Source organism: Phenylobacterium sp., from assembly GCF_046463815.1.
Lineage (GTDB): Bacteria > Pseudomonadota > Alphaproteobacteria > Caulobacterales > Caulobacteraceae > Phenylobacterium.
This window is the reverse complement of record NZ_JBKBRO010000010.1, coordinates 60,259-85,671: the sequence shown is the minus strand read 5'-3', so window position 1 is coordinate 85,671 and position 25,413 is coordinate 60,259. Positions and strand designations below refer to the sequence as shown.

At 71.9% G+C, this 25,413-nt stretch carries 28 protein-coding genes; 20 read left to right on the top strand and 8 right to left on the bottom strand.

The annotated features are described in order from the left end of the window. Positions 1-33: 33 nt before the first annotated feature. The gene (locus tag ACK4TT_RS08605; RefSeq protein WP_409638358.1) at positions 34-171 is read left to right on the top strand and encodes an entericidin A/B family lipoprotein; all 138 of its coding nucleotides are present in this window, start codon (positions 34-36) and stop codon (positions 169-171) included. 63 nt (positions 172-234) lie between these two features. Here ACK4TT_RS08605 and ACK4TT_RS08600 read toward each other — a convergent pair whose 3' ends face one another. From ACK4TT_RS08600 to chpT, 3 genes are all read right to left on the bottom strand, one after another. Next, on the bottom strand, positions 235-1,068 hold the full coding sequence (locus ACK4TT_RS08600; RefSeq protein WP_410212828.1) for a CheR family methyltransferase: 834 nt from the start codon (positions 1,066-1,068) through the stop codon (positions 235-237). After that, complete coding sequence (locus tag ACK4TT_RS08595) at positions 1,065-1,451, bottom strand: PleD family two-component system response regulator (RefSeq protein ID WP_410212827.1); 387 nt, start codon at positions 1,449-1,451, stop codon at positions 1,065-1,067. Before ACK4TT_RS08595 ends, ACK4TT_RS08600 begins: the two co-directional genes overlap by 4 nt. Before the next feature lie 88 nt (positions 1,452-1,539). Further along, positions 1,540-2,199 (bottom strand): histidine phosphotransferase ChpT, encoded by a 660-nt coding sequence (chpT, locus tag ACK4TT_RS08590; protein WP_409638350.1) that lies wholly within the window; start codon positions 2,197-2,199, stop codon positions 1,540-1,542. Positions 2,200-2,263: 64 nt separating this feature from the next. Here chpT and ACK4TT_RS08585 point away from each other — a divergent pair, with 64 nt between their 5' ends. Both ACK4TT_RS08585 and cysQ read left to right on the top strand, forming a co-directional pair. Further along, positions 2,264-2,461, top strand: coding sequence for a DUF3553 domain-containing protein (locus ACK4TT_RS08585; protein WP_409638347.1), 198 nt, complete (start codon positions 2,264-2,266; stop codon positions 2,459-2,461). Positions 2,462-2,468: 7 nt separating this feature from the next. Continuing rightward, positions 2,469-3,239 (top strand): 3'(2'),5'-bisphosphate nucleotidase CysQ, encoded by a 771-nt coding sequence (gene cysQ / locus ACK4TT_RS08580; RefSeq protein ID WP_409638344.1) that lies wholly within the window; start codon positions 2,469-2,471, stop codon positions 3,237-3,239. A gap of 7 nt (positions 3,240-3,246) precedes the next feature. Here the strand turns inward: cysQ and ACK4TT_RS08575 are convergent, their stop codons facing one another. Further along, complete coding sequence (locus ACK4TT_RS08575; protein ID WP_409638341.1) at positions 3,247-3,432, bottom strand: hypothetical protein; 186 nt, start codon at positions 3,430-3,432, stop codon at positions 3,247-3,249. Between the two features lie 112 nt (positions 3,433-3,544). On the opposite strand from ACK4TT_RS08575, the gene ACK4TT_RS08570 reads away from it, so the two are divergent. The 6 genes from ACK4TT_RS08570 to ACK4TT_RS08545 all read left to right on the top strand — a co-directional run bounded on the left by ACK4TT_RS08570 (position 3,545) and on the right by ACK4TT_RS08545 (position 13,235). Continuing rightward, complete coding sequence (locus tag ACK4TT_RS08570) at positions 3,545-4,726, top strand: PepSY-associated TM helix domain-containing protein (RefSeq protein ID WP_410212826.1); 1,182 nt, start codon at positions 3,545-3,547, stop codon at positions 4,724-4,726. A gap of 91 nt (positions 4,727-4,817) precedes the next feature. After that, positions 4,818-7,091 (top strand): TonB-dependent receptor, encoded by a 2,274-nt coding sequence (locus tag ACK4TT_RS08565; RefSeq protein ID WP_410212825.1) that lies wholly within the window; start codon positions 4,818-4,820, stop codon positions 7,089-7,091. Positions 7,092-7,096: 5 nt separating this feature from the next. Next, the gene (locus ACK4TT_RS08560) at positions 7,097-7,780 is read left to right on the top strand and encodes a Fe2+-dependent dioxygenase (protein ID WP_410212824.1); all 684 of its coding nucleotides are present in this window, start codon (positions 7,097-7,099) and stop codon (positions 7,778-7,780) included. Between the two features lie 64 nt (positions 7,781-7,844). Then, the gene (locus ACK4TT_RS08555) at positions 7,845-9,032 is read left to right on the top strand and encodes an acyl-CoA dehydrogenase (protein ID WP_409638329.1); all 1,188 of its coding nucleotides are present in this window, start codon (positions 7,845-7,847) and stop codon (positions 9,030-9,032) included. Positions 9,033-9,113: 81 nt separating this feature from the next. Further along, positions 9,114-11,474 (top strand): PAS domain-containing protein, encoded by a 2,361-nt coding sequence (locus ACK4TT_RS08550; RefSeq protein ID WP_409638326.1) that lies wholly within the window; start codon positions 9,114-9,116, stop codon positions 11,472-11,474. 84 nt (positions 11,475-11,558) lie between these two features. Next, positions 11,559-13,235 (top strand): MFS transporter, encoded by a 1,677-nt coding sequence (locus ACK4TT_RS08545; protein WP_409638323.1) that lies wholly within the window; start codon positions 11,559-11,561, stop codon positions 13,233-13,235. Positions 13,236-13,362: 127 nt separating this feature from the next. Here the strand turns inward: ACK4TT_RS08545 and ACK4TT_RS08540 are convergent, their stop codons facing one another. Both ACK4TT_RS08540 and ACK4TT_RS08535 read right to left on the bottom strand, forming a co-directional pair. Continuing rightward, complete coding sequence (locus tag ACK4TT_RS08540) at positions 13,363-14,247, bottom strand: bifunctional precorrin-2 dehydrogenase/sirohydrochlorin ferrochelatase (RefSeq protein WP_409638320.1); 885 nt, start codon at positions 14,245-14,247, stop codon at positions 13,363-13,365. Positions 14,248-14,258: 11 nt separating this feature from the next. Next, positions 14,259-14,603, bottom strand: coding sequence for a c-type cytochrome (locus ACK4TT_RS08535; RefSeq protein WP_409638316.1), 345 nt, complete (start codon positions 14,601-14,603; stop codon positions 14,259-14,261). Between the two features lie 127 nt (positions 14,604-14,730). Here ACK4TT_RS08535 and ACK4TT_RS08530 point away from each other — a divergent pair, with 127 nt between their 5' ends. The 5 genes from ACK4TT_RS08530 to ACK4TT_RS08510 all read left to right on the top strand — a co-directional run bounded on the left by ACK4TT_RS08530 (position 14,731) and on the right by ACK4TT_RS08510 (position 19,910). Continuing rightward, on the top strand, positions 14,731-15,228 hold the full coding sequence (locus ACK4TT_RS08530; protein WP_410212823.1) for a (2Fe-2S)-binding protein: 498 nt from the start codon (positions 14,731-14,733) through the stop codon (positions 15,226-15,228). Positions 15,229-15,242: 14 nt separating this feature from the next. After that, positions 15,243-17,417, top strand: coding sequence for a molybdopterin cofactor-binding domain-containing protein (locus ACK4TT_RS08525; RefSeq protein WP_410212822.1), 2,175 nt, complete (start codon positions 15,243-15,245; stop codon positions 17,415-17,417). 84 nt (positions 17,418-17,501) lie between these two features. Next, positions 17,502-18,275: an SDR family NAD(P)-dependent oxidoreductase gene (locus ACK4TT_RS08520; RefSeq protein WP_410212821.1), complete on the top strand. Its 774-nt coding sequence runs from the start codon at positions 17,502-17,504 to the stop codon at positions 18,273-18,275. 34 nt (positions 18,276-18,309) lie between these two features. Continuing rightward, complete coding sequence (locus ACK4TT_RS08515) at positions 18,310-19,101, top strand: SDR family oxidoreductase (protein WP_409638304.1); 792 nt, start codon at positions 18,310-18,312, stop codon at positions 19,099-19,101. 11 nt (positions 19,102-19,112) lie between these two features. Further along, on the top strand, positions 19,113-19,910 hold the full coding sequence (locus ACK4TT_RS08510; RefSeq protein ID WP_409638301.1) for an enoyl-CoA hydratase/isomerase family protein: 798 nt from the start codon (positions 19,113-19,115) through the stop codon (positions 19,908-19,910). Here the strand turns inward: ACK4TT_RS08510 and ACK4TT_RS08505 are convergent. Continuing rightward, positions 19,907-20,482 carry an NTP transferase domain-containing protein gene (locus tag ACK4TT_RS08505; RefSeq protein ID WP_409638298.1) on the bottom strand — a complete coding sequence of 192 codons (576 nt, stop codon included), beginning with the start codon at positions 20,480-20,482 and terminating at the stop codon, positions 19,907-19,909. The two genes, ACK4TT_RS08510 and ACK4TT_RS08505, sit on opposite strands and share 4 nt — an antisense overlap. Positions 20,483-20,511: 29 nt before the next feature. Between ACK4TT_RS08505 and moaA the strand changes: the two genes are divergently transcribed. Genes moaA through glp form a run of 6 tightly spaced genes read left to right on the top strand, consistent with a single transcriptional unit; the run spans position 20,512 to position 24,442 of the window. Continuing rightward, complete coding sequence (moaA, locus tag ACK4TT_RS08500) at positions 20,512-21,537, top strand: GTP 3',8-cyclase MoaA (protein ID WP_409638295.1); 1,026 nt, start codon at positions 20,512-20,514, stop codon at positions 21,535-21,537. Between the two features lie 2 nt (positions 21,538-21,539). Then, positions 21,540-21,779, top strand: coding sequence for a MoaD/ThiS family protein (locus tag ACK4TT_RS08495; protein ID WP_409638292.1), 240 nt, complete (start codon positions 21,540-21,542; stop codon positions 21,777-21,779). After that, positions 21,776-22,231, top strand: a complete 456-nt coding sequence (locus ACK4TT_RS08490; protein ID WP_409638289.1) for a molybdenum cofactor biosynthesis protein MoaE — start codon at positions 21,776-21,778, stop codon at positions 22,229-22,231. Before ACK4TT_RS08495 ends, ACK4TT_RS08490 begins: the two co-directional genes overlap by 4 nt. Then, a complete protein-coding gene (gene moaB / locus ACK4TT_RS08485; RefSeq protein ID WP_409638287.1) occupies positions 22,228-22,779 on the top strand; it encodes a molybdenum cofactor biosynthesis protein B in 552 nt (183 codons plus the stop codon). The genes ACK4TT_RS08490 and moaB overlap by 4 nt, the downstream gene beginning before the upstream one ends. After that, a complete protein-coding gene (gene moaC / locus ACK4TT_RS08480; RefSeq protein WP_409638284.1) occupies positions 22,776-23,243 on the top strand; it encodes a cyclic pyranopterin monophosphate synthase MoaC in 468 nt (155 codons plus the stop codon). The genes moaB and moaC overlap by 4 nt, the downstream gene beginning before the upstream one ends. Continuing rightward, the gene (gene glp / locus ACK4TT_RS08475) at positions 23,240-24,442 is read left to right on the top strand and encodes a gephyrin-like molybdotransferase Glp (RefSeq protein ID WP_410212820.1); all 1,203 of its coding nucleotides are present in this window, start codon (positions 23,240-23,242) and stop codon (positions 24,440-24,442) included. Before moaC ends, glp begins: the two co-directional genes overlap by 4 nt. Here glp and ACK4TT_RS08470 read toward each other — a convergent pair. Then, complete coding sequence (locus ACK4TT_RS08470) at positions 24,370-25,386, bottom strand: XdhC family protein (RefSeq protein WP_410212819.1); 1,017 nt, start codon at positions 25,384-25,386, stop codon at positions 24,370-24,372. The genes glp and ACK4TT_RS08470 overlap by 73 nt on opposite strands. Positions 25,387-25,413 lie beyond the last annotated feature (27 nt).

The following is a 25,413-nucleotide window of genomic DNA, read 5'->3' as shown; positions in this document are numbered from 1 at the left end:
ACGCCTGATCTCATCACCCCGGGAGACCCCCATATGCGCAAGGTTGTTCTGATGGCGGCGCTCGCCGCCAGCATGGCGGTCGCCGCCTGCAACACCGTCGCCGGCGCCGGCCAGGACATGAAGTCGGCCGGCGAGGCCGTGACCGAGACCGCCCAGGACGCGAAGAACTAGCCCCGTCGGCGATCGTCCCGGAAGCCCCGTCGCACCCGCGGCGGGGCTTCCGCATGTCCGGGATCAGGCGGCGGAGCGGGCCGCCGAGCCCCCGGCTCCCGAGATCCGGGCCGCGTGGACCCCGGCGGCCGGATCGACCGGGTCGAGCCAGGCCTGGGCGGACTCCGAAAGGCCCAGCACGAGCCGGCCGCGCGGCGTCAGCGCGCCGGTCAGCCCGGCCATCGCCCGCTCGCGCGCCTCGCCGGTCATGGTGCCCAGCACGTTGCGGCACAGGATCAGGTCGAAGCGGCCGAGGACGCTGAAGTCCTCCATCAGGTTCACGCGGCGCCAGCGAATCATCTGGCGGATGCGGGGCGAGATCGCGAACAGCTCCCCCTGCTTCTCGAAGCCGTCGACCAGCCGGCGGGCCGGCAGGCCCCGTTGGACCTCGAACTGCGAATAGAGGCCGGCCTGGGCCTTCTCCAGGCTGCGCTCGGAGAGGTCCGAGGCGAACAGTTCCACGCGCCCGGCCAGCGCCGGCTCGTCCGCCAGCCGCATGGCCAGGGAATAGACTTCCTGCCCGGTCCCGCAGGCGGCGCACCACGCCCGGACGCCGGCGCCGCCCGACGCCCGGACGAGGTCGGGCAGCACCTCGCCCACCAGCGTCTCGAACACCGCCGGGTCGCGGAAGAAGGTGCTTTCGGATGGCGCCATGGCCTCGACGGCGGCCTGGATGAGGCGCGGCTCGTCGAGACGGCGCACGGTGTCCAGGAATTCGGTCAGGGAGCCGAAGCCTTCCCGGCGCGCGACCGGCCCGAGCCGGCTTTCGATGAGGTAGTCCCTGTCGGGGTCGACCCGCAAGCCCGCGCGGGCGGCGCAGAGGGCGGCGACGAACTCGCGGTGCTCCAGGGCGATCATAGGGCGAGGCCCGCGCTCGGGTGAAGGTCCAGATGGGCGAGCTTGCCGGCGACGATCTCGCCGTCGAACGGCTTCATGATGTACTCGTCGGCCCCGGCGTCCAGCGCCTCTCGGATGCGGTCGAGGTCGTTCTCCACCGAACAGAAGATGACGCGGGGCGCCGCCCCGCCGGGCTCGGCGCGCAGGCGTCGCACGAACTCCAGGCCGTCCATCACCGGCATCCGCCAGTCGAGCAGCACGGCGTCGGGCATGATCGCGCCGCACCAGGCCAGCGCCTCCAGGCCGTCGCCCGCCTCGGCCACGTCGAACCCGAGATCCTCCAGGATCCGGCGCGCGACCTTGCGGATCACGCGGCTGTCGTCGACGACCAGGCAGGTCTTCACGGGCGCGGGGCCTCCTTGCTCACGCGGCGGGTTCTTGGCCGACTTGTCGCGTGAGACGGTTAACGGCGGGTTGGCCCCGATCCCGCATTCAGGCCGGCAGCGTGGCGGCGAAGACAATGCGGTCTTCGTTGACGTCGGCGAACACCCGCCCGCCGGCGTCGGCGACGAACAGGTGCACGTAGTAGGCCTGGACCCAATGGCCATGCAGCCCCTCGCCGAGCGGCTGGCCCTGCAGCCCGCTCAGCACCTCGGGCCGCAGGCGGGCGCGCGGGCCCGTGGCGTCCACGGCGAGCGCGATGGAGGCGCCTTCCTGCACGGCGCGCACGCGTGCGGTCCCGCCGGTTGGCAGCGCCGCGCCGGCCATCTGGGCGAGGTTGAGCAGGGCGCGCGCGGCGGGCTTGTTCACCGAGGGCGTCTCGACCGTCCATTCCAGTTCGGCGCGCATGTGGCCGAAGACGCCCCGGGCCAGCTTCTCCAGGTCGCGCACGTCGAAGGTCTCGGCCGAGGCCGAGGCGCCGAACGCCACGCGGCAGAAGGCCAGCAGGTCGGCGAGCTTGCGGGCCGAGGTGGCGATCAGGCCCATGGCCTCGTCGCGCATGTCCTGGGCGGACGGATCGTCGAGCAGATCGAGGCCCGAGACGATGGCGCTCGCCGGGCTGATGAAGTCATGGCACATCCGCGCGGCCAGGAAGGCGGCGAGCTCCGCCGGGCGGACGGCGGCCGGGACAGCCTCGGAACTATCGGTCATGGCGCGCGACCTTGGCGTGATTTGAGCCTTTGGAAAACCGGGCGGGCTATCTATGAGAGCCCCGATGGAGCCGTTCTCGGACCCTTTCCTGGAACCCGGCGTCCTCGTCCGCCACCCGACCGAGGCGGACTGGGGGCTGGGCCAGGTGCAGTCGGTGGCGGGCCGCAAGGTCACCGTCAACTTCGAGAACGCCGGCAAGCAGGTGATCGACGCCACCGTGGTCCGGCTGGTGTTCGTGGGCGACGACCCCCGAGGAATCTGAGGGCGATTTGAGACTGACCGACACCGACGTGGGCGAGGCGCTCGCCGAGATCTGCGAGGCCGCGGCCGCGCTCATCCTGCCCCTGTGGCGTTCGGGACTGGCGGTCGACCGCAAGTCGGACGAGAGCCCGGTGACGGAGGCCGACCGGCGGGGCGAGGCCCTGATCCTGGCGCGGCTGGCCGAGCGGTTCCCCGGAATCCCCGTGGTCTCGGAAGAGGACGCGAGCGAGTTCGGGACGCCCGACGCCATCGGCCCGGTGTTCTTCCTGGTGGACCCCCTGGACGGCACCAAGGCCTTCGTGCGCGGCGACGCCCACTTCACCGTCAACATCGGCCTGATCGAGGACGGTCGTCCCGTGGCCGGCGCCGTCTGCTGCCCGCCCACCGGCGAGACCTGGTTCACCAAGGGCGAGGCGACCCTGAAGCGGACGGGTGGTGGAGAGGCCGCGCCCGTCCATGTGCGGCCCTGGCCCGAGGGCGACGCCCTGGCGCTCACCAGCCTGACCGCCAAGGCCGACGAGGTCGGCTACCTGCGCGACCGCTACGGCTTCGCGCGCGCCGAGGGGATGGATTCGTCCATCAAGCTCTGCCGGATCGCCGAGGGCGCCGCCGACATCTATCCGCGCCACGGCCCCACCATGGAATGGGACATCGCCGCCGGCCACGCGGTGCTCCTGCGCGCGGGCGGGCGGCTGACCACGCCGGACGGCGAGCCGTTCCTCTATGGCAAGGCCGACAAGGGATTCCGCAACGGCCACTTCGTCGCCCGCGGCGGATAGGCTCCCGCTAGATGTACTTGGGCGTGTTCCACTCGGCCGATACTGGCGCCGAGGCGGCGTCCCAGGCCTGCGTCCGCGCCTCGGGCGCCGCAGCGGCCGGTCGGCCGAGGGCGAGATAGCTCAGGAAGCCCACCAGGAAGCCGATGGCGGCGAGCCAGAGGAAGGGCCTGAATGCGTCTGCGGCGCCGGTCATGGACGTGGTCCCGGTTGCTTCTGAGAGGACAACTGTCTCGACGGCGGACCGGTTGCGCAGTCTTTCCCTTGATTTTTGCGAATAGGTCGCATTAGCACAGTGGCGCGGCCGCGTGGCCGAGCTTGGCGGGATGATCGACCTCATGACCCAGACGCCCATGGCGCGGCTGCGCCGCCTCTGGCTGGACGTCCACCTCTGGATCGGCGTGGGCCTCATGGTCCTGCTCATCCCGCTCAGCGTGACGGGATCGGTCCTCGTCTGGCACGACCAGGTGGACCGGCTGCTCTATGCCGAACGCTACGCGGTGAGCGGGCCGGACGCCGCCCTGCCCGTCGAGGCCTACGCCAGGGCCGCCGAGACCGCCTTCGCGGGGCGGGCGATGCTGACCCAGGTGCGCCTGCCGCAGGAGCGCGGCGACCCCGTGGTGGCCGTCGGCCGCATGATGGGGCCGGGCGGGCGGCCGCGCACGCTGAACGCCTGGATCGACCCGCCAACGGCCAGGGTGCTGGCGACCGGCGAGACCGCCAAGGGCTTCACCCAGATCATGCACCGGGCCCACGGCACGCTGTTCATCCCCGAGGTGGGCCGCAAGGTGGTGGGCTGGCTGGGCTGGGCCATGTTCGTGAGCTGCGCCACCGGCCTTTGGCTGTGGTGGCCGAGGAACGGGGCCTTCCTGAAGGCGCTGCGCTGGCGCCGCGGCCCATCGACGATGTTCAACCTGCACCACATGCTGGGCTTCTGGATCTGCCTGCCGCTCGCGGTGCTGTCGCTGACCGGCGTCTACATCTCGTTCCCGCAGACCAGCCGGGCGCTGTTCGGGATCGAGCAGCCCGCGCCCCGTCCCGGCGGCCCGGCGGGACCGGGGGGCCGTTTCGCCCCGCCGATCGAGGCGCCGAACCTCACCCTGGCCCAGGCGGTGGCCGCGGCCCGGGCCGAGGCGCCCGGCGCGCCCGTGATCAGCGTCAGCACGCCCACCAAGGGGAAGGAGCCGGCCTGGCGCGTCCAGGTGAAGGCGCCAGGCGCGAAGGAACCGCGCACGGTGCAGGTGGTCGACGCCACGGGCCGGGTAAAGGCCGCCCGGGGCGGCCCCGGCGGAAGCCCCGAGGGCGGCCCCGACCCGCTGTCGCGCTGGATGCGCAAGATTCACGACGGCGCGGGCATGGGGATCGTCTGGCAGACGATCATCTTCGTCGGCGGGATCGCGCCGGCGGTCCTGGGCGTCACCGGCGTGGTGATGTGGCTGCGCCGACGCGCCCGCCGGATCGCCATGCAGCGGCGCATCGCCGAAGCCTGATCGGCTTCTTGCGAATGATTCTCATTGCAACGCCGTTGCGTCGTAGATAAGAACGCCTCGCATTATTAGTCGCAGTAACGGGGGTTTGGAGATGTCGACACGCCGGGGAATCGTGGCCCGCAAGAAGCACGCGCTGGCGTTCGTGGCGGGCGTGGCGGGATTGTCCCTCGGCGCGGCGGCCCGCGCCGAGGACGCCGCCGCCGCCCCGGAAGTGGCCGGCGTGGACGTCACCGGCGCCCATGCCCGCGGGCCGGACTCGCCGAAGTTCACCGCCGCCCTGGTGGACACCCCGCGCAGCGTGACGGTGATCCCGCGCGACGTCATCGAGAAGACCGCGGCTACCTCGCTGACGGACATCCTGCGCACCTCGCCGGGCATCACCTTCGGGGCCGGCGAGGGCGGCCAGCCGCTGGCCGACCGGCCGTTCATCCGCGGCCAGTCCTCGGGCAACAACATCTTCGTGGACGGCGTGCGCGACACCGGCGGCCAGACCCGCGAGGTCTTCGCCCTGGAGCAGGTCGAGGTCATCAAGGGCGCCGACAGCGCCTATTCGGGCCGCGGCTCGGGCGGGGGCAGCATCAACCTGACCAGCAAGCGCCCGCGCCTGGACGACTTCGTGAACGTCCAGGCCAGCGTCGGGACGGACAGCTACTACCGCGGCGTGGTGGACGCCAACCACCAGCTTGGCGAGACTTCCGCGGTCCGTCTGAACCTCATGGGCATGGAGAACGACAGCCCTGGCCGCGACGCCGCCGAGTTCAGCCGCTACGGCGTCCTGGCGGGGATCGCCACGGGCATCGGAACCCCGACGCGGGCCACCCTGCTCTACTACCGCCTGCGCACCGACGACCTGCCCGATTACGGCGTGCCGCTGACCCGCAAGGCCGAGGCCATTCCGCGCACCGCGAGCGGCGTTCTGCCCGTGCCGCGCGACAGCTTCTACGGCCTGAAGGCGCGCGACTACCAGGAGACCCACGCCGACGCCGTGACGTTGGTCGCCGAGCACGACGTGTCCGAGGCGCTCAAGCTGCGCAACGTGTTCCGCGCGTCCAAGACCCTCAACGACTACATCGTCACCAATCCGGGCGACGGCGGCGCGGCCCAGCTCGTCGGCGGCGAATGGTGGATGAAGCGGGGGACCAAGTCGCGCTGGAACCCGACCCGCACCGTCGCCAACCTCCTCGACGCCTACGGCAAGTTCGACACCGGCTTCATCGGCCACAGCTACGACGTGGGCCTGGAGCTGTCGCGCGAGCAGAACAGGAACGCGGCCTATGTGGTCTACACGACCGCCGGCGCCGCCTGCCCGGCCGGCTTTTCGGGCGCCAGCAACAGCACCGGCGTCGGCGACTGCACCCGCCTCTTCGCGCCCAATCCCGACGATCCTTGGCAAGGGACGATCACCCGGCCCACGCCGTCGCGGAACATCACCAAGACCGTCGGCGTGTACGCCTTCGACACCCTCTCGTTCGGGGAGAAGTGGCTGCTGAACCTGGGCGTCCGCCACGACAGCTACAAGGTCGATGGCACGGACGTCGGCGTGACCAGCGCCAACGGCGCGATAACCGGCGAGACGCTCACGCCCCGGAGCGGCGACTGGGACTTCACCAATTACCAGCTCGGGCTCGTCTACAAGCCCACCGAGCAGTCGAGCCTTTACGTCTCGTACGGCACGACCTCGACGCCGCCGACGATCGCGGCGGGCGACCAGAACACCGGGACGGGAACCGGGACCGGCAACCTCGCCAACGTCCTGCTGGACCCCGAGGAAGTGGAGAGCTTCGAGGTGGGCGCGAAGGCGAGCCTGCTGGGCGAACGCCTCTCGACCTCGATCGCCTACTTCGACCTCACGCGAAAGAACGCCCAGATCCAGATCGAACCCGGGGTCTACGCTCAGGCGGGCGAGGCCACGGTGAAGGGGGTCGAGATCGGCGTCAGCGGTCGGGTGACCCAGCGCTGGGAGGTGTTCGGCGGCTACACCTACCAGGACAGCGAGCTCGTCCGCGGCGCCTACAACGTCGTGGGCGTCGGCGACCCCCTGGCCAACACGCCCAAGCACAGCGTCAGCCTGTTCACGACCTACGAGGTGACGGACGCGCTGAGCCTGGGCGGCGGCGCCTACCACGTCTCGAAGAGCTTCGGCGGCAACCAGGGCGGCGCCGGCGGCGGGACCTATCGCGTCTATGCGCCGGCCTACTGGCGCTTCGACCTCTTCGCGGCCTACCAGGTCACCGACAACGTCGACCTGCAGCTCAACATCCAGAACGTGACGGACAAGGACTACATCGTGCGCACCAACGGCGTGCACCACGCCGACTACGGCCCCGCGCGGCAGGCGATCCTGACCCTCAACGTCCGGTACTGACCGCCATGATGCTGCACATCCCCGAGGTGCTGACCAAGGCTGAGGTCGCCGAGCTGCGCGCCCTGATCGACGCGGCGCCCTGGGTGGATGGCAACGAGACCTCGGGGACGCAGTCGGCGCTGGCCAAGCGCAACGCCCAGCTTCCCGAGGGCTCCCCGGCCGCCGCACAGGCCGGGGAGGCGATCCTGGACGCCCTGGAGCGCAACCCGCTGTTCGTGGCCGCCGCCCTGCCGCAGGTGGTCTTCCCGCCGCTGTTCAACCGCTACGCCGGCGGCGAGGCGTTCGGCCTGCACGTGGACAACTCGATCCGCCAGAGCCGCGACGGGCGCACCCGCATCCGCAGCGACCTGTCGGCGACCCTCTTCCTCACCGAGCCCGGGGACTACGACGGCGGCGAACTGGTGGTGGAGGACACCTTCGGGACGCACGAGGTCAAGCTGCCGGCCGGCGACATGATCCTCTATCCGGCCTCCAGCCTGCATCAGGTCATGCCGGTGTCGCGCGGCGCGCGGGTTTCGAGCTTCTTCTGGATCCAGAGCCTGGTGCGCGAGGACGCCCGGCGCGAGCTGCTGTTCCAGATGGACCTGGCCATCCAGCAGCTCGCCGGCAAGGTGGGGGCCGGCGCCCCGGAGCTGGTCTCGCTCACCGGCGCCTACCACAACCTCCTTAGGATGTGGGCCGAGACCTGAGCCCCTACCCGGCGGCCCGCAAAACCGGTATGCCCCCGCGCGACCGATCTCGAAGGAGCCCGCCATGCCGCTCGACGCGCATCCCCAGAAGACCTTCCGCTGGGACGATCCGCTGGACCTGTCCTCCAGGCTCTCGGAGGAGGAGCGGATGGTGTGGGAGGCGGCCCGCGCCTACGCCCGCGAGAAGCTGCTGCCCCGGGTGGTCAGCGCCTACGCCGAGGAGCGCTTCGACCGCGAGATCATGACCGAGATGGGCGAGCTTGGCTTCCTGGGCCCGACGCTGCCCGAGGAGTACGGCTGCGCCGGGGTCAACCACGTGGCCTATGGCCTGATCGCCCGCGAGATCGAGGCCATCGACAGCGGCTACCGCTCGGCCATGAGCGTGCAGTCCTCGCTGGTCATGTACCCCATCCACGCCTTCGGCTCCGAGGAGCAGAAGCGCCGGTTCCTGCCCGGCATGGCGGCCGGCAAGATCGTCGGCTGCTTCGGCCTCACCGAGCCCGACGGCGGCTCGGACCCCGCCTCCATGCGCACCGTCGCCAAGAAGGTCGACGGCGGCTATGTGCTCTCCGGCGCCAAGATGTGGATCACCAACTCCCCGATCAGCGACGTGGCCCTGGTCTGGGCCAAGCTGGACGGCAAGATCCGCGGCTTCCTGGTCGAGCGTGGGACCGAGGGCTTCGAGACCCCCCAGATCAAGAACAAGCTCTCCCTGCGCGCCTCGATCACCGGCGAGATCGCGCTCGCCGACGCCTTCGTGCCCGAGGACATGATGCTGCCCGGCGTCGAGGGCCTGCGCGGACCCTTCTCCTGCCTCAACAAGGCCCGCTACGGCATCGCCTGGGGGGCCATGGGCGCCGCCGAGTTCTGCCTGCACGCCAGCCGCGACTACGTGTCGAGTCGGTCCCTCTTCGGCCGCACGCTGGCCTCCCGCCAGCTCGTCCAGAAGAAGCTCGCCGACATGCAGACCGAGATCGCCCTCGGCTTCGAGGGCGCGCTCGCCCTCGGACGCCTCATCGACGAGGGCGCCTGGGTCCCCGAGGCCATCTCCATGCTCAAGCGCAACAACTGCGGCAAGGCCCTCGACATCGCCCGAACCGCCCGCGACATGCACGGCGGCAACGGCATCTCCGGCGAGTACCACGTCATGCGCCACGCCTCGAACCTCGAGACCGTCAACACCTACGAGGGCGCCCACGACGTCCACGCCCTCATCCTCGGTCGCGCCATCACCGGCGAAAGCGCGTTCTGATCCGCACCCGGAGCAGCCGCCCCACAACTTTGCGTTTACCCCCGAAGTGTAAGCCTCGCGCCCTTCGTTGGGGGAAACCTGATGGCCCGCAAGAGCGCAGTAGGCGCCGCCGACAGGGCTGAGATGATCACGTGGCTGTTCGAGAGCAGCCGCGACCTGATGCATGTCGTGGGCCCGGACGGCCGCCTGCGGCTGGTCAATCCGGCCTGGGCGGCGTTCACGGGCATCCCCGAGGCCGAGCTGATCGGCCGCCGGGTCATCGAACTCTACCACCCCGACGACCAGGCCGGCGTGCGGGCCCGGGTGGCCCAGTCGGTGACCGGCGTCGTCTATGAATCCGAGGCGCGCGTGCGGCGCAAGGACGGCGAGTGGCGCTGGTTCGCCGCGCGGCGCCAGGTGATGGCCGACGGCTCGCACATCGTGTCCATGCGCGACGCCACCGACGAGCGGATCCATCGCCAGGAGCTGGAGCAGGCGAGACGCACCCGGAAGCTGCTGGGCGCCTCGGCCGGCATCGGCATCTGGACCTACGATCCCGCCGAGGGCCGCATCTGGTGGTCCGACGAGATCGTCAACCTGGTGGGCCTCGATCCCGAGGCGGTTCAGACCCCCGAGCAGTTCCGCGCCATCATCCACCCGCAGGACCGGCGGCGCACGCTGCGGGCCTTCACCCAGGCCGTGAAGACGGGCGCGCCGCTGCAGCTCGAGCATCGCATCTGGGCGCGCGACCACTGGATGGTGGTCCGTGCGACGGTGGCCACCGAGGCGCGCCCCGGCGGCGCCTTCGCGCTGAAGGGCATCTCCGAGAACATCACGGAACTCGCCGCGGCCCGCGACGCCGCCCGCCACGGCGAACAGCAGATGCGCAAGGCCCGCCGCGAGGTGCAGGTCAACGCCCGGCGCCTGAAGATGGCGCTGGAGGCGGCCGAGGCCGGGGTCTACGAGATCGACCACGTCGCCCGCAGCTTCTGGGCCTCCCCCGAGTTCGAACGCATCACCGGCCGACGCGGGTCGAGCTACGAGGAGGCGGTCCAGCTCAGCTATCCGGGCTTCCACCCCGAGGACCTTCCGCACGTGCGGGAGTCGTTCCGCGCCCTCCACCGGGGCCGCAAGAAGTCGGGGGAATCCTTCGAGGCCCGCATCGTGCGCGCCGACGGGACCGAGCGCTGGGTGCGCGTCTACCACCACCTGAAGGTCGGCCGGAACGGGCGCTGGCTGAAGGCCGTCGGCCTGGTGCAGGACTGCGACGCCCACAAGCGCCAGGAACTGGCCCTCATGGAGGCCCAGCGCGCCGCCGAGGCGGCCGGCGAGGCCAAGGGCGCGTTCCTCGCCAACATGAGCCACGAGATCCGCACGCCGCTGAACGGGGTGATGGGCGTGCTGCACCTCCTGAAGACCGAACGCCTGACCGACGAGGGCCAGGCGCTGCTGGAGGAGGCGCTGTCGTGCGGCCAGATGCTGGCCGAACTGCTGAACGACGTCATCGACTTCTCCAAGATCGAGGCCGGGCGCCTGGAGCTGGCCTGCGAGCCGGTGGACGTGAAGGCCCTGGTCGAGGGCGTGGCCCGGCTGCTGAAACCCCAGGCCCAGGCCAAGGGCCTGCAGCTCATCGTCGACGTCTCGCCCGAATTCTCCTGGGTGCGTTCCGACCCCGTGCGCCTGCGCCAGGCGCTGTTCAACCTCGTGGGCAATGCGGTGAAGTTCACCGAGAAGGGCCATGTGGTCGTGCGTTGCCGGACGGCGGACGCGGGCGTGCTGCGCTTCGAGGTGGAGGACACCGGCATCGGCATTCCAGAGGCCGCCCAGGCGCGCCTCTTCCAGCGGTTCAACCAGGCCGACGCCTCGACGACGCGGAAGTTCGGCGGCTCGGGCCTGGGGCTCGCCATCACCAAGCGGCTGGCCGAGATGATGAACGGCGAGGTCGGCTTCCGCTCGACCGAGGGCCGGGGTTCCACCTTCTGGCTCCAGGTCGCCGCCGAGCCGGCCGAGGCCGAGGTCGCGCCGGCGGAGACGCACCAGACCGTGCTCGAGGGCCTGCGGATGCTGGTGGTCGAGGACAACGCCACCAACCGGCTGATCGCCACCAAGCTGCTCGAGAACCTGGGCGCCTCGGTGGAGACGGCGGCCGACGGCTACCTCGGCGTCGAGGCCGCGGCGCGCGGCGGCTTCGACCTGATCCTGATGGACGTGCAGATGCCCGGCATCGACGGGCTGGAGGCCGCCCGCCGGATCCGCGGCCTGGGCGGGGCGGTGGCCGCCACCCCCATCGTGGCGCTGACCGCCAACGTGCTCGCCCACCAGCGGCAGTCCTACCTGGACGCCGGCATGGACGGCGTCGTGGGCAAGCCGATCTCGCCCGCGGTCCTGCTCACCGAGATCGCCCGCCTGAGCGGCGGCGCGAGCGAGGCTGCGGCCCCGCCGGCCGACATAGCCGTGGCCTGACCGCACGGCGGTCAGCCGGAGCCTTTCACGGGTCGCCGAACCGGTGATAGAGCAGGGCCACAAGACCTTGGGGGAGGAATTCGGATGGCCGAGACGGCCGCAGGCCGGGCCGACGCGCCCGCGAAGGAGACGCCGCTTCGCACCGTGGTGGCCGCGTCGTCCGCGGGCACCGCCTTCGAATGGTACGATTTCTTCGTCTTCGGCAGCCTGGCCGGGGTCATCTCCAAGACCTTCTTCACGGGCCTTTCCGAGACGGCGGGCCTGGCCGCGGCGCTGGCGCTGTTCGGCGCGGGCTTCCTGTTCCGGCCGCTGGGCGCGCTGGTGTTCGGCCGCATCGGCGACCGCGCCGGCCGCAAGGGCGCGTTCCTCATCACCGTGCTGATGATGGGCGGCGCCACCTTCGCCATCGGCCTGCTGCCCAGCTACCAGCAGGCGGGGATGGTGGGCCCCGCCCTGCTCATCCTCATGCGCATCATCCAGGGTTTCGCCCTGGGCGGCGAATACGGCGGGGCGGCGATCTATGTCGCCGAGCACGCGCCCGCCGACCAGCGCGGCTGGGCCACGAGCTGGGTGCAGACCTCGGCGGCGCTGGGCCTGTTCGGCGCGCTGATGGTGATCCTCGCCACGCGGCTCATCCTGGGCGAATTCGCAGGCGCCGAGGCTTTCGACGCCTGGGGCTGGCGCATCCCCTTCCTGTTCTCCGCGGGCCTCCTGGCCATCTCGGTCTGGATGCGGCTGAAGCTCTCGGAGAGCCCCGCCTTCGCCAAGCTCAAGGAGGAGGGCCAGCATTCCAAGGCGCCCTACGCCGAGGCCTTCGGCCGCTGGGAGAACCTGAAGCTCGTGCTGCTGGCGCTGTTCGCCATCATGTCGGCGCAAGGGGCGGTCTGGTACACGGCCTTCTTCTACGTCCAGACCTTCATGGAGCGGTTCCTGAAGGCGCCGCCCGAGACGATCACCGCGCTGATGCTGTCGGCCACGGCGGCCAGCGCCGTGGGCTACGTCCTCTTCGGCTGGCTCTCGGACCGCATCGGCCGCAAGCCGGTGATGCTGTTCGGCATGACCCTGATGCTCGTGGCCTACTTCCCCGGCTTCCACATGCTGTCGAAGACGCTGAACCCGGCGCTGGCCGAGGCCGAGGCCGCCACGCCCGTGGTGGTGATCGCCGACCCGGCCGAGTGCTCGCTTCAGTTCGACCCGGTGGGCAAGGCGAGCTTCGTGTCGTCGTGCGACATCGCCAAGGGCGTGCTGGCCAACGCCGGCGTCTCGTACCGCAACGAGGCCGCAGCCCCCGGCCAGCCGGCCATGGTCCGCGTGGGCCAGACGACCATCACCTCGGCCGACGCCCGGGGCCTGTCGCCCGAGGCCGCCAAGGCCGTGAAGGCCAGCGTCGAGGCGCGCATCAAGCAGGGCCTGGCCCAGGCCGGCTATCCCGCCTCGGCCGATCCCGAGCGGCTGAACTTCTGGGGGGCGTTCGGCGTCCTGCTGGTGTTCGTGATCGCCGCCACGGCGCTCTACGGCCCCATGGCCGCCTGCCTGGTGGAGCTGTTCCCCACGCGGGTGCGCTACACGGCGCTGTCCCTGCCCTACCACATCGGCACGGGCTGGATCGGCGGCTTCGTGCCCTTCAGCGCCTTCGCCATCGTGACGGCGGTGGGCAACATCTATTCAGGCCTGTGGTTCCCCTTCGCCTTCACGGCGCTGTCGGTGATCTGCTGCCTGTTCTTCCTGCGCGAGACGAAGGGACGTCCGCTCGACGCCTAAGTCCGGGCCTTCGCGCCAGCGGGAGCCAGGAGGGTTGGAGCCACGGATTTCACGGATTGCACGGATGAGGTCCGCGCTCCGATCCGTGGAATCCGTGGTTTGACAAACGGCCGCTTCGCGGGCGGCGCTAGCCGGCGATCGGCAGGACCTCGGTGTCGACGCCGGCGGCGTCGAGCGCCGCCTGCTCGGTGCGCCAGGCCGTCCCGGTGACCAGGCGGGCCACCCGGCGGCCGTCGCGGGCCAGATCGATCAGCGCCTCCACCGGCACGCCCTCCAGGCGCTCGGCGTCGCGGCGGGCCAGCATCATGACATCCGCGTGGGCGTCCGCGTCGCAGGCCAGCACGTCGGCGGCGGCCAGCGCCCGGGCGGCGCGCAGGGTGAGCAGGTCGGCGGGACCGCGGGCGTCCACGTACTGGATGGCGGCGGGCAGCGGCGCGTCCTGGGCCAGGGCCTGGCGCAGCAGGTCCCGCGCGCGCTCCATCTCGTTCCGCATGGCCGCCTCGGCGGCGGGGCCGGCGAGCGCCGCGCGCAGGAAGGCCCGCCGGCGGTGCGGCTCGGGGAGCGCCTGGCGCACCTCGTCCTGCAGGGTGCGGAACAGGGCCGCGACCCGGCCCGCCCCCTCGGGCACCCGGGCCTCCAGGTCATGCCGCAGCAGGGTGGCCAGCATGGGCGAGGCGCCGCCGGTGCCGATGGCGGCCACCACCTCGCCCCGGTCGATCACCGCCGGGGTGGTGAAGTCGCAGAGCGCCGGGCGGTCCACCACGTTGACCGGCACGCCGGCCGCCCGCGCGGCCTCGGCCGCGTCGCGGGCGAAGGCGTCGTCCTCGGCGGCCACGAAGGCCAGGGTCGCGGCGGCGTAGGCCTTCGGGTCCAGGGCCTCGGCCCCCGATAGCCGGACCACGGCGGCGGGCGAGCCCTGGAACAGCCGGGCCTTGGCCTCGGCCCCCTCGCCCTCCCCCGCGATGACCACCGTGCGGCCGGCGAGCGGGAAGAAGGCGGGGAAGGCGTCCATGGGCCGAGAGGCTACTTCAGGGTCTTCAGGAAGGCGACGATCGCCTCGCGGTTCTCGTCCGAGGGCACGTTCAGCATCATCCTGGTCCCCGGCGCGAAGGTCGACGGCGCCTTGAGGAAGGCGTCGAGGTTGGCGTCGGTCCAGGTTCCTTCCTTGGCCTTGAGGGCCGGGGAATAGGCGAAGTCCTTGGACGCGATCCTGGCGCCGGCCACGCCCGACAGGCTCGGCCCCATCGGCCCGCCCGTGTGGCACAGCTTGCACTGCATGTTGAAGAGCTGCTGGCCATCGGCGGCCAGCGCCGGCGCGGCGGCCAGTGAGAAGACCAGGACCGGGACGGCGGCGGCGATGCGGAACATGGGCTCTCCTCGGGATTCGTAAAGGCGGTACGGAATAGCCGCCGGACCGGTGTTCGGCCAGGGCGGATTTACCGCCTCGTCCGGACGGCGTTAGGGTGCGGCTGTCTTAGCCTCGGGGATCGCAGTCATGGCTCTTACGCTCGATGTGAACGGGCAGGCCCGCAACGTCAATGCGGCGCCCGACACGCCCCTACTCTGGGTCCTTCGGGACGAACTGGGGCTGACCGGCACGAAGTATGGCTGCGGCATCGCCGCCTGCGGCGCCTGCACGGTGCTGATCGACGGCCAGGCCATGCGGTCGTGCCAGACCCCGGCGGGGGCCGTGGGGGCTGCGAAGATCACCACCATCGAGGGCCTGGGGGGGACCCACCCGCTGCAGCAGGCCTGGGTGAAAAACGACGTGCCCCAGTGCGGCTACTGCCAGTCGGGGCAGATCATGGGGGCGGCGGCCCTGCTGGCCCAGACACCCAGGCCGGACGACGCGGCGATCTCGGCGGCCATGGACGGCCACATCTGCCGCTGCGGCGCCTACCAGCGCATCCGGGCGGCCATCAAGGAGGCCGCGGGCATGTCGGCCGCGACCGTCGCCGAACCGGCCCTGCCGGTCCCGGCGCCCAAGGCCTGAGGGGGAGGCCTGCGATGAACAAGCCCGTCACCCGCCGCGAGACCCTGGCCATCGGCGCGACGCTCGCCGGCGGCGCCCTGCTGATCGGCTGCTCGCCCGCGGACATGCTGAGCGTCGGCGCCAGCACCAAGGTCGGCGCCTTCGGCCCCTTCATCCGGATCGCCCCCGACGGCGCCGTCACGGTGATCTCCAAGCACATCGAGTTCGGTCAGGGGAACCACGCGGGCCTCGCCGCCATCGTGGCCGAGGAGCTGGACGCCGACTGGGACAAGGTGCGCGTCGAGCAGGCGCCGGCCAACGCCAAGCTCTACGGCAACAAGCTGATGGGCGGGACGCAGGGCACCGGCGGCTCTTCGGCCATCCCCTCCTCGTGGGACCAGCTGCGCCAGGCGGGCGCGGCGGCCCGGGCCATGTTCGTCGAGGCCGCGGCCAAGCGGTGGGGCGTGCCGGCCGGCGAGGTGACCGTGGCGAACGGCGTCGTGGCGCACGCCTCCGGAAAGCAGGCGAGCTTCGGCGAACTCGTGGAAGACGCCGCGAAGATCGCGCCGCCCCAGGCGCCGAAGCTGAAGGACACCAAGGCCTTCACCCTGATCGGCACGCCGCGCGTGCGCCGCAAGGACAGCCTGGCCAAGAGCACCGGGACCGCGCGCTACACCCAGGACGTCCGCCTGCCCGACATGCTGACGGCGATGGTCGCCCATCCGCCGCGGTTCGGGGCCACGGTGAAGTCCTTCGACGCCGCGGCGGCCCGCAAGGTCCCCGGCGTGGTCGAGGTCTACAAGATTCCGACCGGCGTGGCGGTCGTGGCCAATTCCACCTGGGCCGCCAAGCAGGGCCGCGACGCGCTGAAGGTCGAGTGGGACGAGGCCAAGGCCGAGAAACGCGGCTCGGCGGCGCTTCTCCAGCAGTTCAAGGACCTCGCGTCCGGCAAGGCCCAGCCCGAAGGCAAGGTCAAGTGGCAGGCCTTCGAGAGCCGGGGCGACGCCGGCGCGGCCGCAGGCGGGACGGCGGCCCTGGAGGCGGCCTACGACTTCCCCTACCTGGCCCACGCCACCATGGAGCCGATGGACTGCGTGGCCATCGTGAAGGGCAACCAGGCGCGGCTGATCTTCGGCTCCCAGACCCAGACCCTGGACCAGCTCAACACCGCCAAGATCGTCGGCAACCTGCCGGGCGCCATCCAGATCGAGACCCTGCCGGCCGGGGGCTCGTTCGGGCGGCGGGCGAACTTCCAGTCCGACTACGTGGCCGAGTGCGTCCACATCGCCAAGAAGGTGGGCAAGGGCCGGCCGGTGAAGCTGGTCTGGACCCGCGAGGACGACATGCGCGCCGGCTACTACCGGCCGCTCGTCCACCACACGGTGCGGGTGACGGTGGACGCCGACGGCTATCCGGCGACCTGGCGCCACCGCATCGTCACCCAGTCGATCATGAAGGGCGCGCCTCCCGGAGCGCCGGGCGGCAAGATCGACATGACGGCGGTCGAGGGCGCGGCGGGTTCTCCGTACCTGAAGGCCACCCCCGTGGTGGACGCCCAGCTCCTTACGCCGGACGCCGGCGTGCCGGTGCTGTGGTGGCGCTCGGTGGGCGCGACCCACACGGCCTATGTCATGGAGCACACCATCGACCAGCTCGCGCGCCGGGCCGGCAAGGACCCGGTGGAGTACCGCCGGGCGCTCTACCGCAAGGCGGGCGCGAACCGGCACCTGGCCGTCCTGGACCTCGCCGCCGAGAAGGCCGGCTGGGGTTCGCCCACGCCGGCCGGCTGGACGCGCGGCGTCGCGGTCCATGAGAGCTTCGGCTCCGTCGTGGCCCAGGTCGCGGAGGTGAAGCTGGAGAACGGGGTCCCCAGGGTGGGCCGGGTGGTCACCGCCATCGACTGCGGCATCGCCATCGCCCCGGACCAGATCGCCGCCCAGATGGAGGGCGGGACCTGCTACGGCCTGTCGGCGGCGCTGTTCGGCGAGATCACCCTCACCGACGGCCAGGTGGACCAGGCCAACTTCGACACCTACCGCGTGCTGCGGAACTCCGAAGCGCCGACCGTCGAGACCTACATCGTCCCCTCGGCCAATCCGCCCAGCGGCGTGGGCGAGCCGGGGACCCCGGTGATCGGCCCGGCCGTGGCCAACGCGCTCCTGACCCTGACCGGACAGCCGACCTACGCCCAGCCGTTCGTGAAGGCGTAGGAAACGCCGGGCTGGCCAATCCGGGCTGGCCAGACGCGGCGTCAGCCGGTCCAGCATGGCGCCGACGCCTGCTGGAGCCTGCCCATGACCTATCCGCTGCCGAACGCCTCGACCGACCTGACCGGCCAGGTCGCCTTCGTGACCGGCGCCTCGTCGGGCCTGGGGAAGCGCTTCGCCCGGGTGCTGGCGGCGGCCGGCGCCAAGGTCGCCATCGCGGCGCGGCGGATGGACAGGCTGGAAGCCCTGGCCGGGGAGATCCGCGCGGCCGGCGGCGAGGCCTTCCCCATCGAGGTGGACGTCTCGGACGACGCCCGGCTCCCGGGCGCCATCGCCAGGGCGGAGGAAGCCCTGGGCCTCGTCACGGTCCTGGTGAACAACGCCGGCGTCCCCGACGCCCAGCGGGCCGTGAAGATGCCGCCCGAGCTGATCAACCGCGTGCTGGACGTCAACGTCCGCGCGCCCTTCGTTCTGTCGTGCGAGGCGGCGCGCCGGCTGATCGCGGCCAAGCGGCCGGGCCGGATCGTCAACATCGCCTCGATCGCGGCCTTCGACTATTCGGGCGGCGGGGCGGCGCTCTATTCCGTCAGCAAGGCCGCCGTGGTGCGCATGACCGAGGCCCTGGCGGTGGAGTGGTCCGCCTTCAACATCAACGTCAACGCCATCGCGCCCGGGGCCTTCGCCTCGGAGATGATGGACGGCATGCTGGCCCGGGTGGGCGACATCTCGCAGCACTTCCCGCGCAAGCGGCTGGGCGACCAGGCCCAGCTCGACAGCACCCTGCTCTATCTGGTTTCGCCCGCCTCTGAGGCGGTCACCGGAACCTGCATCAAGGTGGACGACGGCCAGGGCCGCCGCTGAGCCCCGACAAGCACAACACCAGGAGGAACACCCCATGAGCGCCTTCAAGGACGGCCTGCTGGCCGGCAAGACCGCCTTCGTCGCCGGCGGCACCAGCGGCATCAACCTGGGCATCGCCAAGCGCTTCGCCGAGCTGGGCGCCAAGGTGGCGGTGGCCGGACGCGACCCGGACAAGGCCAGGCGCGCGGCCGAGTCCATCGGACCCGACGCCCTGGGCCTGTCGGCCGACGTGCGCGACTACGCCGCCATCCGCGCGGCCATGGAGCAGGTCGTCGAGGCCTTCGGGGCCATGGACATCGTGGTGTCGGGCGCGGCGGGCAACTTCCTGGCCCCGGCGGCGGCCATGTCGGCCAACGCCTTCAAGACCGTGGTGGACATCGACCTCCTCGGCACCTTCAACGTCTTCCGCGGCTCCTACGACCTCTTGAACAAGCCGGGCGCCTCGCTGATCGCCATCACGGCGGGCCAGGCGGTGAACGCCATGCCGCTGCAGATCCACGCCTGCGCCGCCAAGGCGGGCGTCAACCAGGTGATCCGGGTTCTGGCCATGGAATGGGGTCCGGAGGTGCGGGTGAACGGCATCTCGCCGGGCCCCATCGAGGACACCGAGGGCATGGCCCGGCTCGCGCCCGATCCCTCGACGCGGGCCAAGCACCACGAGCGCATCCCGATGCGCCGCTGGGGTCGCATCTCCGAGGTGGCCGAGAGCGCCGTCTTCCTGTGCAGCCCGTCGGCCCAGTACATCACCGGGACCATCCTCGACTGCGACGGCGGCTCGCAGCTCGGGGACGCCACCCGCCGCGACATCGGCAAGGGCCTGGCCTGAGGGAGGACGCCATGGCGACCTACGAAACGATCGAGGTCGAGAAGCGCGGGCCGGTCGACTGGCTGACGCTGAACCGCCCGGACGCGCTGAACGCCATCTCGCTGAGGATGGTGGACGAGCTGCGCGACTACTTCGGACGGCTCCACGACGACGGCTCGGTGCGGATCGTGGTGATGCGGGGCGCGGGCCGGGCGTTCTGCGCCGGCCTCGACATCAAGGAGGCCGACGGGAGCCAGGCCGCGCCGTTCGGCGGCGGCTTCGGCTTCCAGGGACACCTGGCGGACGTCTACGTCCGCATGCGGCGCTGCCCGCAACCGATCGTCGCCCTGGTTCATGGGGCGGCCTGCGGCGGGGGCTTCGCCTTCGCCCTGGCGGCCGACATCCGGATCGCCGGCGAGAGCGCGCGCATGAACGCCGCCTTCATCCGCCTGGGCCTGTCGGCCTGCGACATGGGGGTCAGCTACTTCCTGCCGAGGCTGGTGGGGACCTCGGTGGCCTCGGAACTGATGCTGACCGGCCGGTTCATCGGCGCCCAGCGGGCGCTGGCCGCCGGTCTCGTCTCGGAGGTCGCGCCCGACGATGCGCTGGAGGCCGCCGCCCAGCCCTATCTGGACGAGATGCTGATGGCCTCGCCCATGGGCCTGCGGCTCACCAAGGAAGGGCTGAGCCTGGCGGTGGATGCGCCCAGCCTGGAGGCCGCCATGGCCATCGAGAACCGCAACCAGGTGCTCTGCGCCCGGACGAAGGACTTCGCCGAGGGCCGCCGGGCGTTCATCGAGAAGCGCAGGCCGGTCTACACCGACAGCTAATCCTCAACATCCTCGGGCGCGTCGACGTCGTAGAGCACGCCGTCGTCGGGGGCGTCGATCAGGGCCAGGCGTTCGCCCAGGGCGTCGAGGATGATCCGCGCGCCCACGTCGCCCCGGAGCGCCATCACCTCCGGGAAGAGGTCGCGCGACAGCACCACCGGATTGCCCCGGCGCGCGCCGAACCGGGGGGCGGCGGCGGGCGCGCCGGCCCGCACCGCCTCGCACAGGGGTTTCAGGACCGCGTGCGGCACGCGCGGCATGTCCCCCAGGAAAACCATGCAGGCCTCGGCGTCGGGCGGCAGGCTGGCGATCCCGGCCCGCAGGGAGGCGGCCATGCCTTCCTCCCAGTCGTGGCAGTCGACGATCTGGACGGACGGGTCGTGGGCCAGCGCCGCCTCGGCGATGCGCGATCCCTCGGCGCCCGTCACCACCGTGACCCGGCGCACGGGCGCGGCGAAGGCCGCCGCCAGCGCGCCGTCCAGCAGCACGCCGTGCCCATAGGCCGTCAGCAGCTTGCCGCCGCCGAACCGGGACCCGGCCCCCGCCGCCAGAACAACCGCCTCTGTCGCCACGGCCTCATCGCCTCTATCTTCGCAATTCCATGACGCGCACGCCTGCCTTCCCGCCGCAAGGCCCCCCGCTGATCGACGGCTTCGGCCGGACGGTCACGTACCTGCGGCTGTCGGTCACCGACCGCTGCGACCTGCGCTGCACCTACTGCATGGCCGAGCACATGACCTTCCTGCCGAAGGCGCAGGTGCTGACGCTGGAGGAGCTGGACCGCATCGCCTCGGCCTTCGTCGCTCTTGGCGTGCGCAAGCTGCGCCTCACCGGCGGCGAGCCCCTGGTGCGCAAGGGCGTGATGGAGCTGGTGGAGAGCCTGTCGCGTCACCTCGCGACCGGCGACCTCTCGGAGCTCACCCTCACCACCAACGGCACGCGGCTGGCGGAATTCGCCGACCGGCTGGCGGGCGCCGGCGTGAAGCGGATCAACGTCTCGCTCGACACCCTGAGGCCGGACCTGTTCCGCGCGCTCACCCGGGGCGGCGACCTCGCCAAGGTGCTGGCCGGGATCGACGCCGCCCAGGCGGCGGGCCTGAAGGTCAAGATCAACGCCGTGGCGCTCAAGGACGACAACGCCTCCGAGCTGCCCGGCCTGATCGCCTGGGCTCACGGCCGGGGCCTGGACGCGACCCTGATCGAGACCATGCCGATGGGCGAGGTCGAGGCCGACCGGACGGACCAGTTCCTGTCGCTGAAGGACGTCCGGCGAGAGCTGGAAGGTTTCTGGACGCTGGAGGACATCCCGCTGAACACCGGCGGCCCGGCCCGCTACGTCCGCGTCGCCGAGACCGGCGGGCGCCTGGGCTTCATCACGCCGCTGACGCACAACTTCTGCGAGGCCTGCAACCGCGTGCGGCTGACCTGCACCGGGACCCTGCACACCTGCCTGGGCCAGGAGGACTCCGCCGACCTGCGCGCCGTCCTGCGGGCCGGGGCCTCGGATGCGGACCTTATCGAGGCCATCCGCCTGGCGGTGGACGCCAAGCCCAAGGGCCACGACTTCCGGATCGCCCGGGCCGCCGGGCCGGCCGTCGCCCGCCACATGTCGACGACGGGAGGCTGAGGGTGGCCCGCGTCCTCCTGTTCGGCCCCTTGCGCGACGTCGCCGGCTGGCGGGAGAAGGTCGTGGACGGCGCCTCGCTGTCGGCGCTGAAGGCCGCGCTCTCGGCCGGAGACGCGGCGCTCGCGGCGGCGCTGGCGGCCCCTGGCGTGCAGGTGGCCGTCGACCGGGCCATCGTGCGGGGCGACCCCGCGCTCGCGCCCCACGCCGAGGTCGCCTTCCTGCCACCCATGAGCGGCGGATGATCCGGCTCGTCGACCAGCCCTTCGACCCCGGCGCCCTGCTGAGCGCCTTCTCGCGCGGGCGCACCGAGACCGGCGCCGTGGCGACCTTCACCGGCATAGCCCGGGCCGAAGGGGGCGAGACCAAGATCCTCGAGCTGGAGGCCTACCCCGGCTTCACCGAGGGCGAGATCGGCAGGATCGCCGAGCAGGCGCGGAGCCGCTTCGCGCTCGACGACCTGATGATCCTGCACCGGGTGGGGAGGATCGCGCCGGGCGAACCGATCGTCTTCGTGGCCACGGCGGCCGGCCATCGCCGCGCCGCCTTCGAGGCCTGCGACTTCCTGATGGACTACTTGAAGTCCGCCGCCCCGTTCTGGAAGAAGGAACACGGCCCGGCGGGCGCCCGCTGGATCGAGCCCACGCCCCAGGACCTGAAGGACCGCGCCCGGTGGGAGAAGGAGCAAGCCCCATGAACGCCCCAGCCCTGAAGCCCGGCGGCCGGATCGACGAGGCCCGCCCGTTCAAGCCGGTGAAGGTCGCGGTGCTGACCATCTCCGACACCCGGGACGAGGAGAGCGACACCTCCGGTCATCTGCTGGCCGAGCGGGTGACGGGCGCCGGCCACGAGCTGGCCGGGAAGGCCATCGTCCGCGACGACGTGGACGAGATCCGCAGGCAGGTGCTGGCCTGGGTCGGGGAGGGCGTGGAGGCCATCGTGACGACGGGCGGCACCGGCATCACCGGCCGCGACGTGACGCCCGAGGCCATCCGCCCGCTGTTCGACAAGGAGATCGACGGCTTCTCGGTGATCTTCCACCTGGTGAGCTACCAGTCGGTGGGGCTGTCCACCCTCCAGTCGCGGGCGCTGGCCGGCATCGTCAAGGGCTGCTTCGTCTTCTGCCTGCCCGGCTCGAACGGGGCGGTGAAGGACGGCTGGGACAAGGTGATCTCGGCTCAGCTCGACAGCCGCCACGGCCCCTGCAACATGGTCGAGCTGATGCCGAGGCTGATGGAGGCGTGAGGAGGCTCACCCACATCGACGAGACCGGCCGGGCCCGCATGGTCGATGTCTCGGACAAGGCCGTGACGACCCGCGAGGCGGTGGCTGAGGGCTTCCTGCGGATGAGCCCGGAGACGCTGCGGCTTGCCGTGTCGGGCGAGGGAAAGAAGGGCGACGTGCGCGCCGCCGCCGAGATCGCCGGCGTGATGGCCGCCAAGAAGACCTCCGACCTGATCCCCATGTGCCACCCCCTGCCGATCGCCAAGGCCGAGGTGCGGGTGGAACCGGCCGAGGGCGGGCTGTCCGTCATCGCCCGGGTGAAGACCACCGGCCAGACGGGCGTGGAGATGGAGGCCCTGACGGCGGCTTCGGTGGCGCTGCTCACGCTGTACGACATGCTCAAGGCCGTCGAGAAGGGCATGGTCATCGAGGCCGTGCGGCTGGTCAGCAAGACCGGCGGCAAGAGCGGAGACTGGCGGGCGTGACGCTGCTCCCGGTCGACGAGGCCCGGGCGCGGATGTTGGCCGAGGTTCCGGCGCCCGTGACGGAACGGGTTCCCGTGGCGGAGTCCGTCGGCCGTGTGCTGGCCGAGGACGTGGCCGCCGTGCGCGACCAGCCGCCCTTCGACGCCTCGGCCATGGACGGCTATGCGGTGCGCAGCGCCGACGCGCCGGGAACGCTCAAGGTTGTGGGCGAGAGCGCGGCCGGCCACGGATATGCGGGCGAGGTCCGGCCAGGCGAGGCCGTGCGCATCTTCACCGGGGCGGCGATACCCCAGGGCTGCGACGCCGTGGTCATCCAGGAGGACGTCCAGCGCGACGGCGACACGGCGACCGTGCCCGCCGTCGAGGCCGGGCGCCATGTCCGGCCGGCGGGCGGCGACTTCCGGGCCGGCCAGGCCCTGCTGGCGCGCGGGACGACCATCGATCCCTGGCGGCTGTCGCTGGCCGCCGCGGCGGGACGCGCGGAGCTGACGGTGGCGAGGCGCCCGCGCGTGGCGCTGTTCTCCACCGGCGAGGAGATCGTCGAGGCGCCCGCGACGCCCGGGCCGTTCCAGATCTACGACTCCGGCTCGCCGGCCCTGGCCGCCCTGATCCGAGGCTGGGGCGGGGAGGTCCGACGGGCGCGGCCCGTGCGCGACGACCTGGAGGCCACCATCGAGGCGCTCCGCGCGGCCGAAGGCGACCTCGTGGTCACCCTGGGCGGAGCCTCGGTGGGCGACCACGACCTCGTCCGCAAGGCCGGCGAGGCGCTGGGGCTGGAGCTGAAGGTCGCCAGCGTGGCCGTGCGGCCGGGCAAACCCACCTTCTTCGGCGTGCTGGGCGACGGCCGCCGGATGCTGGGCCTGCCGGGCAATCCGGCCTCGGCCTTCGTCTGCGCCGAGATGTTCCTGCGGCCCCTGCTGATGGCCTGGCAGGGCGCGCCCGCCGAGCCCCGCGCGATCTCCGCGCGCCTGGAGGAGGCCCTGCCGGCCAACGGGCCCCGCGAGCACTGGATGCGCGCCAGGCTCGCCTTCGAGGGCGGCGGCGTCACGGTCCGCCCCTACCGGGACCAGGACTCCTCGCTGGTCAGCGTGTTCGCCTTGGCCGACGCTCTGCTGCGCAGGCCCGCTCAGGCCCCGGCGGCCGAGGCCGGGTCGGTCGTGGACGTGCTGCCGTTGTCGCGACTGCCCTCGGGCGCATAGCGCAGGGCGACGAGCTCCCCGATCACCGAGACCGCCACCTCGAAGGGCGCCTTGCCGCCGATGTCGAGGCCGATGGGCGCGTGCAGCCGGGCGATGGCGGCTTCCGGCATGCCCTCGGCCCGCAGTTCCTCCAGCCGCCCCTCCAGCCTGCGCCGCGCACCCAGCAGGCCCACGTAGCCCGCGTCGGACGGCAGGGCCGCACGCAGCGCCTCGCGGTCGGTGTCGAGGTCGTGGGTGGCCACCGCCACCGCCGTCCACGGATCGAGGCCGACGACCGCCAGGGCCTCGGCCGGCTCGTCACGGCGATAGGCGACGCCCGCCACCGGCGGCGGGGTGACCGGGCCCTTGGGCCGCACCAGGGTCGTCTCGAAGCCCGAGCGGACCCCCAGTTCGGCGATGGCCAGCGCCGTGGGATCGCCGCCCACGATCACCAGGCGCGGCCGGGGTTCGTAGCGGCGCAGCACGGTCGCCTCGGCCCAGGGCGAAACCTCGGCGGCGCAGACGCGCGCCCAGCCGTCGCTGACCCAGGTGACGGGCCGCCGCTCGTCCTCGGCCGCCAGCAGTTCAGAGAGCGCCGGGTCCTCGGCCGGCACGCGCTCCAGCACGATCTCGATGCGAGCCCCGCAAAGCAGCCGGATGTCGGGCCAGGGACTGCCCTCGCCATAGACCAGGGTGCGCGGCTCGCCGTCCGCGAGGCAAGCCCAGGCGTGGCCGGCCACGTCGCCTTCCACGCAACCGCCCGAGAAGTAGCCGCTGACGATTCCCGGCGCGAAGACCATCTGGGTCCCCTCAGGCCGGGGTCCACCGCCCTCCACGGCGATCAGGGTGGCCAGCACGCAGGCCTGGCCGGCGTCGCGCGCCTGGCGCAGGGCGGGACGAACGTCGTCGGCAAGGCCGAAGAGCGGCCACTCCGCCAAGGGCGGCTCGGGCAGGGGATCTGTCACGCCTTAAGACTCACGAAAGGTCTCGGT